General features: G+C 56.8%; 9 protein-coding genes. 6 read left to right on the top strand and 3 right to left on the bottom strand.

Annotation, left to right across the window (positions count from 1 at the left end; all coding sequences use genetic code 11):
- Positions 1 to 3 precede the first annotated feature (3 nt).
- Together FHS27_RS21265 and FHS27_RS21260 are read right to left on the bottom strand one after the other, a co-directional pair.
- Positions 4 to 795, bottom strand: coding sequence for a TerC family protein (locus FHS27_RS21265; RefSeq protein WP_009102269.1), 792 nt, complete (start codon positions 793 to 795; stop codon positions 4 to 6).
- 119 nt (positions 796 to 914) lie between these two features.
- The gene (locus FHS27_RS21260) at positions 915 to 1,859 is read right to left on the bottom strand and encodes a nucleoside hydrolase (RefSeq protein WP_009102268.1); all 945 of its coding nucleotides are present in this window, start codon (positions 1,857 to 1,859) and stop codon (positions 915 to 917) included.
- A 246-nt stretch (positions 1,860 to 2,105) separates the two neighbouring features.
- Between FHS27_RS21260 and trpD the strand changes: the two genes are divergently transcribed.
- A complete protein-coding gene (trpD, locus tag FHS27_RS21255) occupies positions 2,106 to 3,113 on the top strand; it encodes an anthranilate phosphoribosyltransferase (protein WP_184306840.1) in 1,008 nt (335 codons plus the stop codon).
- Positions 3,114 to 3,184: 71 nt separating this feature from the next.
- On the opposite strand, the gene kdsB is transcribed toward trpD, so the two are convergent.
- A complete protein-coding gene (gene kdsB, locus FHS27_RS21250; protein ID WP_184306839.1) occupies positions 3,185 to 3,937 on the bottom strand; it encodes a 3-deoxy-manno-octulosonate cytidylyltransferase in 753 nt (250 codons plus the stop codon).
- A 1,006-nt stretch (positions 3,938 to 4,943) separates the two neighbouring features.
- Here kdsB and FHS27_RS21245 point away from each other — a divergent pair.
- The 5 genes from FHS27_RS21245 (at position 4,944) to FHS27_RS21225 (ending at position 13,107) form a co-directional block, all read left to right on the top strand.
- Positions 4,944 to 6,314 carry an ammonium transporter gene (locus FHS27_RS21245; RefSeq protein ID WP_184306886.1) on the top strand — a complete coding sequence of 457 codons (1,371 nt, stop codon included), beginning with the start codon at positions 4,944 to 4,946 and terminating at the stop codon, positions 6,312 to 6,314.
- A 349-nt stretch (positions 6,315 to 6,663) separates the two neighbouring features.
- Positions 6,664 to 7,011 carry a P-II family nitrogen regulator gene (locus FHS27_RS21240; RefSeq protein ID WP_184306838.1) on the top strand — a complete coding sequence of 116 codons (348 nt, stop codon included), beginning with the start codon at positions 6,664 to 6,666 and terminating at the stop codon, positions 7,009 to 7,011.
- 860 nt (positions 7,012 to 7,871) lie between these two features.
- Positions 7,872 to 8,846, top strand: coding sequence for a family 43 glycosylhydrolase (locus tag FHS27_RS21235; protein ID WP_184306837.1), 975 nt, complete (start codon positions 7,872 to 7,874; stop codon positions 8,844 to 8,846).
- A gap of 169 nt (positions 8,847 to 9,015) precedes the next feature.
- Positions 9,016 to 10,440, top strand: coding sequence for a sulfatase family protein (locus FHS27_RS21230; protein ID WP_184306836.1), 1,425 nt, complete (start codon positions 9,016 to 9,018; stop codon positions 10,438 to 10,440).
- Between the two features lie 177 nt (positions 10,441 to 10,617).
- Positions 10,618 to 13,107 (top strand): glycoside hydrolase family 95 protein, encoded by a 2,490-nt coding sequence (locus tag FHS27_RS21225; protein WP_246420473.1) that lies wholly within the window; start codon positions 10,618 to 10,620, stop codon positions 13,105 to 13,107.
- Positions 13,108 to 13,148: the final 41 nt, after the last annotated feature.

Below are 13,148 nucleotides of genomic sequence, written 5' to 3'. Positions count from 1 at the left end.
GCATTAGGCGGCGTTCTTGAGGCTCTTATCTTGACGAGCGAGCAATCGCTTCTGATAACGCCCTTGGACGATGTCAACGACGATCAGGATCGCGAGCACAAAGTAGAACGTGCTCTTGGCCATCGCGTGCACCTCATGTCCAAACAACACGACATGTGCGAGGTGACCGCCTTCACTGACCAACATCACGCCGACGATAAAGAGGATAAACAATCCCAACACTTCATACATTCGGTTTTGCTTCAAGAACAACGCAACTCGATCGGCCAGCACCATCATCAGAATGCCGGAAATGATGATCGCGATCGACATGATCCAGAGGTTCTTCGTCAACGCCATCGCACTGAGGATCGAATCAAAAGAGAAGACGAGGTTCATGATCACAATCAACGTGATCGCCTTGCCAACACTCGACGTCGCCGTGTTCTCACCGTGTTCCAAATCCGGCTCGGCGAGCAAGTGATAGATTTCTTTCACCGCCGTCCACAAGATGAACGCTCCCCCGAACAGAACGATCAGACTGTGTCCGGAGACCGCCATGTCGATGTAACCGTTGTGAAGCTCGACGAACGGATCTTCGAGCATCTTGATGACGTTGACAACGACGAACAACAAAACAATCCGCAACACGATCGCCAAACCGATTCCGAACTTGCGGACCATCGACTGCTTATCTTCCTCGACACGTTTGCTTTCGATCGAGATGTACAGCAGGTTGTCGAAGCCGAGCACCGCTTGCAACAGCACCAACATTCCGAGAGTGAAAAAACCGGAAATCGAAAAAAGTTCGGCCATGGCAGCGTGGGCTGATGTGAGAAGAGCGAAAAGTGAAGAGGACGGTCGAGTCTTTGCGAAAATTCTATCCCGGAGCGACACCACACAAAGGGGGCTTCCGGTGAATCGGCAAACACTGTCTACGCGGTCTGTTGTCCGGCATAACGGAGGCCGCGGATGATCGCGTCACGGACGTCCGCGGTGGACGCTCGGCGGGCGACTTCCATGTTCGGTTTCCACTCCGGTCGGAGCCTTCGGTCGAACAACGTCATTCCACGTGTTAACGATCCCTTCACCTCCACGTCGCCCGCCATTTCTTCCCACTGGAAGAGTTCTGGTTCGAGCAACGAGACCAACGTCACCGCATCCTGCAACGGCATCACTTCGCGGCCGAGTTTTTGATGCGACACGCGGAATTTGTATTGCAAAATTTTGTGCAACAATTCACCCGCACGAGACGTCTCGCTAGGCAACTTTTCCATCAGGTCCAATCCGAACGTGATCGAATCCGTCACGTCCAACGGCACCAAACTCTTCGTCGTCGGCGACGCGCAAACTTCCTGCGCACTCAACGGATCGAAGAAAAAGTTCATCTCCGCGACCGCAGTCGCATTGCCGCTGTGCGCGACCGTTCCGCCGCTGATCACGACTTTGTCGATCATCGGGATCAACATCGGATCACGGCGGAGCATGCGAGCCAGATTGGATTGAGGCCCCAGGCAAACGATCGTCACGTCGCCAGGGTACCGCCGAATCAAATCGGCCATCACCTTGTCGCTGGGGTGATCGTTTTGCCGCGTCGCCGTCGGAAACTGGCAATCCGCCATTCCGTCGGGACCGTTCAAATGAATGTCATCGAGCACCGGAGCGTCCAGCGGTGGAACCGCCGATCCGATCCGCGGGTAGCGGGCCGGGTCCAGTTTGCTAATGATAGCGGACGTATTCGTGTTCGCCTGAGCCGCATCCACCGTGCCCGCCGTGGCCGTCACCGCGAGGACATCAAGGCGTGGATCGAACAATGCCATCGTGATGGCCACTGCGTCGTCGATCCCAGGATCACAGTCGAGTATGATTTTTCGTGACATGCACCTAGTCTAAGATCTCCCCTCTCAGCAAAGAAGAGGGGGACGTCGAGCCGGGACGGTCTCCACGGGGCTCTCTTCGCACGCATCAAGTCCGCCACGAGACCCGGCAAACGATCTCTGGCAAATGAGCAATATCAAGCCCGCCGGGCACGTCTTTCCGATCTTCTTACCGACCTGAATCGGAAGACGAAACGTCACCGGCTTCGACCAGTCTTCCCATCCCCCCTAACTTTCAACGTTCCCAACATGAGCAACGACTTCTCCGCCGCAATCGCGACCGTTCAATCCGGCATCGATCTGACCGCCGAGCAAACCGGCGATTTGATCGACGCGATGCTGCGGGGCGATGCACCGGAGTCCAGCGTCGGTGAACTCTTGTTGGCACTGCGGGAAAAAGGCGAAGCCGTCAGCGAGCTCGTCGGCGCTGCGTCGGCAATGCGGAAACACATGACGCGAATTGACCACGACCGCGACGTCTTGCTGGACACCTGCGGCACCGGCGGCAGCGGATCGGGGACATTCAACATTTCAACCGCCGTCGCGATCCTAGCGGCATCCTGCGGTGTCGCCGTCGCCAAACACGGCAATCGCAAAGCGACCAGCCGTACCGGATCGGCCGACGTGCTCGAACACCTCGGTGTGAAAATCGAATCGGAACCGGGTGAAGTCGCACGGTGCCTGAATGAAATCGGCGTCTGCTTTTGCTTCGCCGCCAAACTGCACCCCGCCATGCGACATGTCGTTGCGATCCGACGCAGCCTCGGTGTGCCGACGCTGTTCAATCTGCTCGGTCCACTCTGCAACCCGGCCGGTGCCACCCACCAACTCCTCGGGACCGCCTCGCCGGAGACTCAGTCCAAAATTGCCGCCGCACTGAGCCAACTGCAAACCCAGCGAAGTTTCGTGCTGCACGCTGAAGATGGACAAGACGAAGTCTCACTCGACGGTGCCACCCATTGCATTGAGGTGACCGGTACCGAACAAACGTCGCACGTCTGGACTCCCGCCGATTTCGGGCTGCTCCCCGCTCACGTCGACGCGCTCGTCGTCGCCGACCCGGCCGAAAGCGCCGAAGTGATCCGGGACATTTTCGCCGGTAAGCTCGGGCCCCAACGCGATACCGTCGTCGCGGGGTGCGCCGCTGCCCTCATGCTGGTCGGGCGTGCCTCCAACCTGAAGCAGGCCGCCGGAATCGCGACAGACGCGATCGACAGCGGAGCCGCCAAGGAAAAACTGCAGCAACTGTGCAGTTAAAAACGCGGTTTGGTCTATCCGAGTGATTCACCTATCGGTCGCATCTAGGTGACTCTGAATAATCGCGTGAATCAGATGTCTTCGATTCGGTCGCGAAACGCGCGAAAGTCTTCGAGCGTGTCGATCCCTCGTGCCGCCGGAGCAACCGAAGCGACGACAATTTGCTTTCCGGCCTCGATCGCTCGGAGTTGTTCGAGCTTTTCGATCTGTTCCAACTGGCCGGGCGGTTGTGTTGCGAACCAAAGCAAAAAATCCCGACGATAGGCATACAAACCGAGATGATGCCAATAAACCGTCTTGCCCGAACTCAGCAACGTTTCGCTGCCCCCGTCGCGGGCGTGTGGGACGACCGAGCGGCTGAAATAGATCGCACGGTCGTTCGCCCCCATCACGATCTTCACGCAGGCGGGATCTTCTAATTTGGCCAACGTGTCGATCGCACACGCGGCCGTCGCGATGTCGGCATCGGGACGCGACATCAACAACTCGGCGACCGCGTCAATGGCCCCGGGATCGATTTCCGGTTCGTCACCCTGAACGTTAACGAACACGTCAACGTCGTCATGCATCAACGCGATCTCGGCGATCCGATCGGTCCCACTCTGACAATTCACATCCGTTAGACGGGCCTCACCACCAAAACCGTCGACTTCTTTCACGATGCGAGGATCATCGGCGGCAACGATGATTTGGTCCGTGACGCTCGCCCGCTTGGCAGCCTCATAGGTGTGCTGCAGAACCGATTTTCCTCCCGCTCGCAACAACAGCTTTTCGCTCAGGCGACTGGAGGCCAAACGGGCGGGGATCACGATCATCGTTTTCATGAAGGATTCTCGAAGGTGGCAGGCGGAGCACTCGACAGGAGACGGGCGTCACGAGACGTGTGCAGTAGCCAGGGGTCATCAATCAGACGTTTTAACAGATGCCCCCGCCGATCACGCAACCCACAGACGCCTCGAACCGGGTAATTCCCGTTTCGATTACGCCCACCGTTGGCCACTCTCTCGCGAAGTTGTCGCCCAATCTCGGTTATCGCCCGATCTCGCGAAGTCGCAGCCAACCGCCACTCGAATCGTGAAACCGAATGGGCACTGCGTCCCGGGCACCCCAACCCTGGCATGCAATTTGAGCATTCTTGCTCGGTTCCTGTGCAGAACCACTATGTGGCGTCTCGTTTCGCCGCGTTTGAGCTGATTCAACGCCGCTTCGATACACCGCCACGCGCGTCATCTCGGATACACCGAACAGTCGGAGAAGGGTCCCGAAGCGTGAAACCGGTTCGCACGGGCGAACAAATGGCGGTCCGGTCGCCCCCCGCAGAGATCTCACATTGGCCTGCCCAACCTGCTTGCGACCCATGCTGCGCAAACAAGCTCAGATGCACAAACCGGTGGCACGAATAACGAGGGCGCATAAACCGATTCGAGTTTCACATTTTTTTAATATTCTTAAGAGCTTTACTGGAGGCGACTTACAACACCTTTTGTATTTTCCGATCGCGAATTGGCACCTGTCGTGCATAACCCGACCCGCGAAGCAACTTGCTAGCGTTTTAATCAACCCAACACTCACGAGCGATTAAGGATGGCCCGGGCAGGAGTTGGACGGTCGGTTGAGGCGTGCTGGATAGGAGTTGCCCCAGTTTGGATCGGCGGGAGTGTTGATAGGTCGTCGCACTGAATGCGAGACCGCACTCAAGCCAACTGAAAACCGTCTTTGAGAAGGAAAGACTACATGTTTCGAAGTTTGAAAAGCCCGATCGGGCAGACCCCAGGTTTTCGCTGGACGAACTTTCGTTCGTCTTGGCTAATGATGGTCATCATTGTGGGGATGATAGGAATCGGCACATCACTCGCGTCTGTCGCTTCGGCTCAGGAAGAAGCCGCCGAAGTCATGGAAGTCGTGGAAGTTGCAGACGCGGGTGATGATGCTGATTTAGGTGTTGGTTACGCTCTCGACAACGCCATTCTGTTCCTCTGTGCCGTCCTGGTGTTGTTCATGCAAGCGGGCTTCGCGATGGTCGAAGTCGGGCTGAACTCAGCCAAAAACACCGTCAATATTCTCGCGAAGAACGTGATGGACCTCTCGGTCGGTGCATTGCTGTTCTTCTTCGTCGGTTTCGGCATCATGTACCCAACGTCGTACATGAGCGAAGCGGACGCCGAGACGGTCAGCAAGGTATTCGCCTTCGGCGGATCTGGTATCTACACCAGCGATGACCCGGGCCGTACTTTCTCGCCACAAGCGGACTGGTTCTTCCAAGCCGTCTTCGCCGCAACCGCCGCCACGATCGTTTCGGGTGCTGTTGCAGGTCGAATGAAATTCACTGCCTACCTCATCTACAGTGCAATCTTGACGGGCCTTATCTACCCGATCAGCGGCTACTGGAAATGGGGCGGAGGCTTCCTCGCCGACATGGGCTTCCAAGACTTTGCCGGTTCGGCAGTGGTTCACGCGGTCGGCGGTTTCGCTGGCCTCGCCGGTGCAATTTTCCTCGGCCCTAGGCTCGGTCGCTTCACGGCGGACGGAAAATCTGTGCCACTTCCTGGTCACAACGTTGCTTTCGCTGCACTGGGTGTGTTCATCCTGTGGGTGGGTTGGTACGGATTCAACCCTGGTAGCCAACTCGCCTTCCAAGGCACTGGCGACATCGACGCAACTGTTTTGATCGCCGTTAACACCACCCTCGCTGCTGCTGCCGGTGCATTCATTGCTACCTTCGTCGGCTGGGGTCTGTTCGGCAAACCTGACTTGACCATGAGCCTTAACGGTGCCCTCGGCGGCCTCGTCGGTATCACCGCCTGCTGTGACGCGTTCAGCAACACCATGTCGATCGTCGTCGGTGGCATCGCCGGTGTCCTCGTCGTCCTCAGCATCGTGGCTCTCGACAAACTCAAGATCGACGATCCCGTCGGTGCCTTCCCTGTCCACGGCGTCTGCGGCGTGTGGGGTTGTATGACAATGGGTATCTTCCCAAATACGCACTTCCCAACGGCCTTCGAAGGCTTCGTGACTCAGGGAATCGGCACCGTCGCCATCTGTGCTTGGGCGTTCGTGACCATGTCGGTTGTCTTCGGTGTGCTCAAAGCCGTCGGACACCTCCGAGTGACGCCTGAAGAAGAACAAGCCGGTTTGGATATCAGCGAGCACGGCATGCACGCTTATCCATCCGACGCGATCACGGGTGGTGCTATTACCTAATCTTGATGATCTACCCACCGCAGCTTCGTCGCCGGGTGTCCGTTACACGCCCGGCGGCGTAGCAGCCTGCGGTCCAATGATCTTCTCGGCTCTTGCCTGGGCCAGAAGAAGGCCCCAATGGCCCGTGACGAGTGTCCGCCTCACTCGTTGCGGGTCGGGGTTTTTTTGCGTTCAGGGCGATTGTCCCTCATCTACGCCAGAGCCGCCCAATCGGCTATCCTCGGCATCGGTCTCTTCGAGATAACTTTTCCTCCCGGCGCACCTTGTGTCATATAGACCCTCTTGGTCACAGGAATACGTTGATGAGATCCCACAGGCGGAAGATTTTGAACGGGAATTTTGACCAACGATGAAACTGATCATTGCCATTATCCAACCCTCGCGGCTCGACGCCGTGAAGGAAGCCCTCACCCGCGTGGAAGTCCACCGGCTGACTGTCGTCGATTGCCAAGGCTTCGGCCGGCAGAAAGGCCAAACCGGAGGAATGCGAGGCCGTGACTACGGCGTTAACCTCCTGCGAAAGGTCCAACTGCAAATTGGCGTCAACGAAGAGTTCGTTCAACCAACGATCGACGCGATCCTCGAAGGCGGTCGAAGCAGCGAGCAAGGTGAGTTCGGCGACGGAAAAATCTTCGTCCTCCCAATGGACGACTGCGTCCGGATCCGAACCGGCGAACGAGGCAGCGACGCGATCTGATCCTCGCGATCGACTCCCGTTGGATAAATGCTCCGCCGACTGATCCAGAAACAGCTAATTCGCGGACTGCGACAATCAGGCACGCCGAAGAGCCGTCACCGCGAACGTCCCTCAGTCGCGATAATAGAGGCCGCGTCACTTCGCGCCCCCGCGTGTTGCCCGCAAACCGATGTGGAGACGCCCGCCTCGCCCGATAACGCCACCACTTTGGCAACAAATGGCGTAAATACGGGATGAACCCCCGCACCATGCGTTTGCACCAGTCCGCCACCGCGGGCGTCCCGAGCGCGTGCTTGCGTTCCGGCTGGGCAGCTCCCAAGTGCCTTTTCTCGCACCAATCGCGCCACCTGCCGCGACACTCGCCTTCCGCAGATGTCGCAAATTTCTATTGCGGTGTCGCGTTTCGTTCTCGACCTCAAGATCAGTTCGAACACACTGCTGATATCCAGGTTTCAGACATTAACCGGCCAACAGTGATGCTGAGCGTTCCCCAACGACACGTCGCGTGAGGCGCATCCTCGAGGGGCGGAGCTAGAACGCCGGCGATCGAGCGGTTGTCCATCGGATGCCCGCAACCAAACGCCAGCGATCAACTAACCGCGTTCACGTTTCGCGACGTCACGACTTTCGATGCTGTTGGCCCTAACGGTTTGGTGACCACGGCGTCGTTCCTGCTCAATCGTTGATACAGACGCTAGACACCAATCGACTCGGTATCGTGCAGCATTCCGATTCGGTCACGGCTTTGGTGCCTTCAATTTTAAGCTTAAACGGTGGCAACGAAATTCGACGGTGAAGAACAAATAATCGCTCCTCCTAATTCAGCTCACCCTTCGTCCGCAAACAGAAACGTTAGCACTATGAAAAAATTGCTTCTCTTGTTGCTTTGCGGCGTCGTCGCGACTCAGACCAGCGCCGACAACACACCGGCCAAGGACGCCATCGGCAAAGTAACCGTGGATCACTCCGATCTGACCGGCATCGGGGCCGAAACCGGCGTGATGCGGCGTGACCCCAGCGATGTGATTAAGGTCGGCGACCTGTATTACGTCTGGTACTCCAAAGGCAAAATTTCTCCCGGCTACGACGCGACGGTCTGGTACGCGACATCAACCGACGGACACCACTGGACCGAGAAAGGCCAATCGCTCGCCAAAGGCCCCGCCGGTCGCTGGGATGCCGGCAGCGTCTTCACGCCCAACATCCTCGTCGCTGAAGGACGCTACTGGCTCTTCTATACAGGCACATCCCAGCCCTACACCAAGCCGTTTAACCCCGACTCGAAAATCGGCTTGGCGGCTTCCGATTCACCCGACGGTCCATGGGAACGGGTCTCCCCCGATCCGATCCTGACGAACAGCGATAACCCGGCTGAATTTGACAGTCACCTTATCGACGACGCCTGCCTGATCGTTCGTGATGACAAATACTGGATGTACTACAAAGGCCGCCAACTGGGAAAGAGTCCCGCCCAAACACAGATGGGACTCGCAATCGCAGACCAACCCCAAGGCCCCTACATTCGACATGAAGCCAACCCGGTCATCCCAGGCAACCACGAAGTCTTAGTCTGGCCGCAAGGCGAAGGCGTCGCGGCCATGATCGGAACGACAGGCCCGAAGGAGATTACCAACACGATCCAGTACGCAACCGACGGAATTCATTTTTCCAAAACGCACGATCTCGTACGTGGACCATGGGCAGGCGGCGCCTATCGCCCCGAAGCGTTCACACAATCTGGCAAGGGAACGCTACCTGAATGGGGCGTTGAGATCGGAAGGGCAAAAAATCACTTGCCGTTCATCAAACGCTTCGACTGCAACGTCGCACCGTAAATACGCCCACACCTCGGTCCCCATACCTCCGGCAGCGAACGTCAACGTCGAACAATTCCCGCAATTGTTCACATCACCTTCGCTCACCCTTTCACCCCGCTGATTCCCTCCCGCCCCGCTGCCCGCGCGCCGCGGGGCCCCGCCGAAAACCCAACCGCTCGCAACCCACATGCATTTCAATCCAGTCTTTGCTTTGATCGTGAGCCTTTGCTTTGGAGCAACTGGGGTCGGCGCGGTATCCCCAGATCGTCCCAACATCGTCCTCATCTTCACCGACGATCAAGGTTATGCGGATCTGAGTTGCTTCGGCGGAACTCACGTTCACACGCCTCGCATCGACCAGATGGCGGCCGAAGGTACTCGCCTGACTAGCTTCTACATGGGTGCACCGCTTTGCACGCCCTCTCGGGCCGCGTTGATGACCGGATGTTATCCGCGTCGCATCGACATGGCTTACGGTTCGGACTTTGCCGTTTTGCTCGCCGGCGATACCAAAGGTTTAAACCCGGCAGAGATCACGATCGCAGAAGTGCTCAAAGACGCCGGGTATGCGACCGGCATGTTCGGCAAATGGCACCTCGGTGACCAACCTGAGTTCCTGCCCACACGTCAAGGTTTCGATGAGTTCTTCGGACTCCCGTACAGCCATGACATCCATCCGCAACATCCAAGACAAAGCCATTTTGGGTTCCCTCCGTTGCCTTTGTTAGAAGGCGAATCGGTTGTTGAATTGGACCCCAACGCGGATTTGTTCACCAAACGTTTCACCGATCGAGCGGTACGTTTCATTGAGAATCATAAAGACGAACCGTTCTTTCTCTACGTGCCTCACCCTCTACCGCACGGTCCACTGCACGTGTCCCCCTCGACAATGGATGAGGTGCCCGACGCCGTCAAAGCGAAGCTAGCCAAGGAGGGAGATAGAGTGAACTATTCTCTTCGCCGGAGTCTGTTTCGAAACGTGATCAACGAGATCGATTGGTCCGTCGGGCAAATTCTCGACACGCTGAAATCAAACGGCCTCGATGAAAGAACGCTGGTCGTTTTCACCACCGACAACGGTCCCGCGACGGGAAAAGCAGATCCGCTCCGAGGCAAGAAAGGCAGCACGTTCGAGGGCGGCCCCCGAGTGCCCGCGGTCGTGCGTTGGCCAGGACAGATTCCTGCGGGTGTTGATAACGACGAGATAATGACAGCCATGGATCTGCTACCAACGTTCGCCAAACTCGCCGGAACGAATGCTCCATCGGACCGCATCATCGACGGCAAAGACATTTGGCCCGTGCTGACCCAAAACGCCCAAAGCCCGCACGAAGCGATCTTTATCTATCGAGACAACGAACTGAGAGCGGTTCGATCTGGCAAATGGAAACTGCACTTGGCACCACCAGCCAACAACGCAAACAAAGCGGCCAAGCCCGCGTTGTACGACTTGGATTCTGACATCGGCGAGAAAACAAATGTGTTCGCCGAGCATCCAGAAATCGTCGCACGCCTGCAAACCTATGCGCAAGCGTTTCAGCGAGACGTGTCTCTCCACAACCGGCCTGCCGCGTTCGTCGACTCCCCCGAACCGCTGAGACTCGCCGAGTGATCACATCAAAACGAAACACGCCTCCTAATCAGACACTCGATCGGACCGCTGCAGTAACGACACTGAACAACGGCCCATCGATGACAATCGAATGAATCTCAAGAATCAATGCGGTATGGCGAACCCGAACGCGATCAACGCTCGCCATTCCCGGCGGAAACACCTCGGAAAAGCAACATGAAACGACACGCAACTTTGGTCGCACTCCTGATCGCGTTAACAACGAGCGTCTTGGCCGACGAACGCTATGTGCTGCAATACGATGCTCCGGCCACAGACAACTTGCTCGTCAAATCAAAAGGCAGATCCAAAGGCCTCGGCTACATCCAAACCGCTCTGCCACTGGGCAACGGAAGACTCGGCGCGATGTTCTCAGGAGGTATCGACACCGAGCACTTGCTGATCAATGACATCACGCTGTGGATGAACGCCAAACGCGGCATGGATGAGGTGTCACAGTCAGGAACTCGCCAGGTTACCCAAGAAGACTTTGAAACCGTTCGGAAGACCTACCGCGAAGGTAAGTACGGCACCAAACCTGACAGCATGGAAAGCATGTCGACGAAATATCTCAGCAGCACAGAACCGCTGGGCAACTATGCACCGTTCTCGGACGTGTTGATCTCAACCGGCCACGATCCCGCATCGATTCGCGATTACCGACGCTCGCTCGATTCACGAACCGGCTTGGGAAGCGTCAGCTATTCAATCGGCAAGGGAACATTCTCACGAGAGTTCTTCTGCAGCCATCCGCACGATGTGGTCGTCGCACGGTTCACGGCCGAGAACGCGACGTTGGATCTGACGGTAACGGCCTCGACCAAACACAAGATGGCACAAGTCGCCGCATCGGGGAACCGCATCACGCTGAGCGGAAAAGCCGAGATGGTTCAGAACGATGTTGAATTCATGCAGATCGTGCATATCGATGCCGAGGACGCAAACGTTGCTCACCATCCAGACGGAACAATAACGATCTCCGGCGCACACGACGTTTGCATTTACTTGGCGGGCTACTCCGACTACCTGGCGGAATACCCGAATTTCAATGGACGCGACTACCGAGGAGATTGCGAGACGGCGATCTCGCAGGCGACCCGACTGGGATACGATTCTCTCAAGAAATCACACGTCGACGACGTTTCGGCGTTGGTGAATCGGTGTAGCCTGGAACTCGATTTCGACACCTCCGGCCTCACCACGGACAAACTCGTTGCTGCGGGCGGCAGTTTGGAGCTCGAGAATCTGTACTTCCATTATGCACGTTATCTTCAACTGAGCTGCTCACGAAACGCACCCGTCCCCTCCAATTTGCAAGGACTCTGGAACGCGGATCTGAAACCGGCGTGGAATTGCGATTACCACACCGACATCAATGTGCAAATGAACTATTGGATGGTCGATCCTGCGAACCTGTCCGAATCATTTCGCCCGTTTGTCGAGTGGACGAAAGTGCTCGCTCAATCGGGCCAACATACCGCACGGGAAACATTCGGAATCAACCAAGGCTGGAGCGCCGGACTCAATGGCAACGTCTTTGGCTTCACCGCACAAAACGTACACGGACGTCGCAACCAGCAGGCAGGACACTGGCTCGCACAAAACCTATTCGACCACTACGCCTTCACCCAAGATCGCGGGTACCTCGAGGAAATCTATCCCGTTCTAAAAGGCGCAGCAGAGTTCTTCGTTGAGTACCTGGCCCCCTGGAAAGACGGCACCCTTGTCGTCTATCCGACTTGGTCACCGGAAAACAGTTACCTTGTCAAACAGCACGGCAAACTGAACAAGCAAGCGTACGGTGCCTCTTGGGATCAACAACTCGTACTGAACCTCTTTACCGATTGCATCGAAGCATCCACGCTTCTCCAGCGTGACGAAACCTTTCGCAAAACGTTGCAAGAGATCATCCCACGACTCTGCCCTCAAAAGATTGGACAGCACGGCCAATTACAGGAATGGCCGGAGGACCGGGACAACCCCAAAGACACCCACCGTCATATCTCACACCTGATCGCCCTTCACCCGGGTCGCGACATCTCGCCACTGACAACGAAAGAATTGCACGACGCCGCTTTGGTGACGATGCGTCACCGGGGCGATGAATCCACCGGCTGGAGCACGGGTTGGAAAACCTGTTTCTGGTCACGTCTTCACAACGGTGACCGTGCTCACAACATCTACAAGTTCCTGACCTCCAAACGGGCGTACCCTAACCTGTTTGATTTCCACCCACCCTTCCAAATTGACGGTAACTTCGGCGGCGCAGCGGGCGTCTGCGAAATGCTGATGCAGAGTCATCTGCGGAGCGTGAATGCGGATGCCGAAACGATCGAACAGGCCGCATTCGTGGCATACAAGAACTCTCCTAACGACCCAAAAACTTTCGCCCCCGTCGTCCCAAACGAATCGCTTGCAAATGCCCCCTACATCGTGCACCTGCTGCCCGCACTCCCGACGGCTTGGCCGAACGGGCGTGTCCGGGGACTTCGAGCTCGAGGAGGTTTCGAAGTCGACATGCAATGGAAAGACGGAAAACTTAACTCCGCCAAAATACGAACGAACAAAGGCGGCGTGTTTCGCTTGTATGCGGAAAATAGACTCAGCGGCAATATTACGTTGGAAAAGGGCCAGACGTATTCTTGGCCTGAGCAAGTCCAACGCTAGATCATTTACGCGATCGACATAAGTTCTCGATCGGCAGATAC

Origin of the sequence: Aporhodopirellula rubra (genome assembly GCF_014192335.1) — a bacterium.
In the GTDB taxonomy this organism is placed as follows: domain Bacteria; phylum Planctomycetota; class Planctomycetia; order Pirellulales; family Pirellulaceae; genus Rhodopirellula; species Rhodopirellula rubra.
Note: the sequence above shows the minus strand (reverse complement) of the source record. Positions and strands in the feature narration are given on the sequence as shown.

What these genes read in the sequence shown, in the direction of transcription:
- trpD (WP_184306840.1), top strand. Translation starts at nt 2,106, where the DNA reads ATGAGCAACGACTTCTCCGCCGCAATCGCGACCGTTCAATCCGGCATC.
- FHS27_RS21230 (WP_184306836.1), top strand. Translation starts at nt 9,016, where the DNA reads ATGCATTTCAATCCAGTCTTTGCTTTGATCGTGAGCCTTTGCTTTGGA.
- FHS27_RS21260 (WP_009102268.1), bottom strand. Translation starts at nt 1,859, where the DNA reads ATGTCACGAAAAATCATACTCGACTGTGATCCTGGGATCGACGACGCA.
- FHS27_RS21235 (WP_184306837.1), top strand. Translation starts at nt 7,872, where the DNA reads ATGAAAAAATTGCTTCTCTTGTTGCTTTGCGGCGTCGTCGCGACTCAG.
- FHS27_RS21265 (WP_009102269.1), bottom strand. Translation starts at nt 795, where the DNA reads ATGGCCGAACTTTTTTCGATTTCCGGTTTTTTCACTCTCGGAATGTTG.
- FHS27_RS21240 (WP_184306838.1), top strand. Translation starts at nt 6,664, where the DNA reads ATGAAACTGATCATTGCCATTATCCAACCCTCGCGGCTCGACGCCGTG.
- FHS27_RS21245 (WP_184306886.1), top strand. Translation starts at nt 4,944, where the DNA reads ATGATAGGAATCGGCACATCACTCGCGTCTGTCGCTTCGGCTCAGGAA.
- kdsB (WP_184306839.1), bottom strand. Translation starts at nt 3,937, where the DNA reads ATGAAAACGATGATCGTGATCCCCGCCCGTTTGGCCTCCAGTCGCCTG.
- FHS27_RS21225 (WP_246420473.1), top strand. Translation starts at nt 10,618, where the DNA reads ATGAAACGACACGCAACTTTGGTCGCACTCCTGATCGCGTTAACAACG.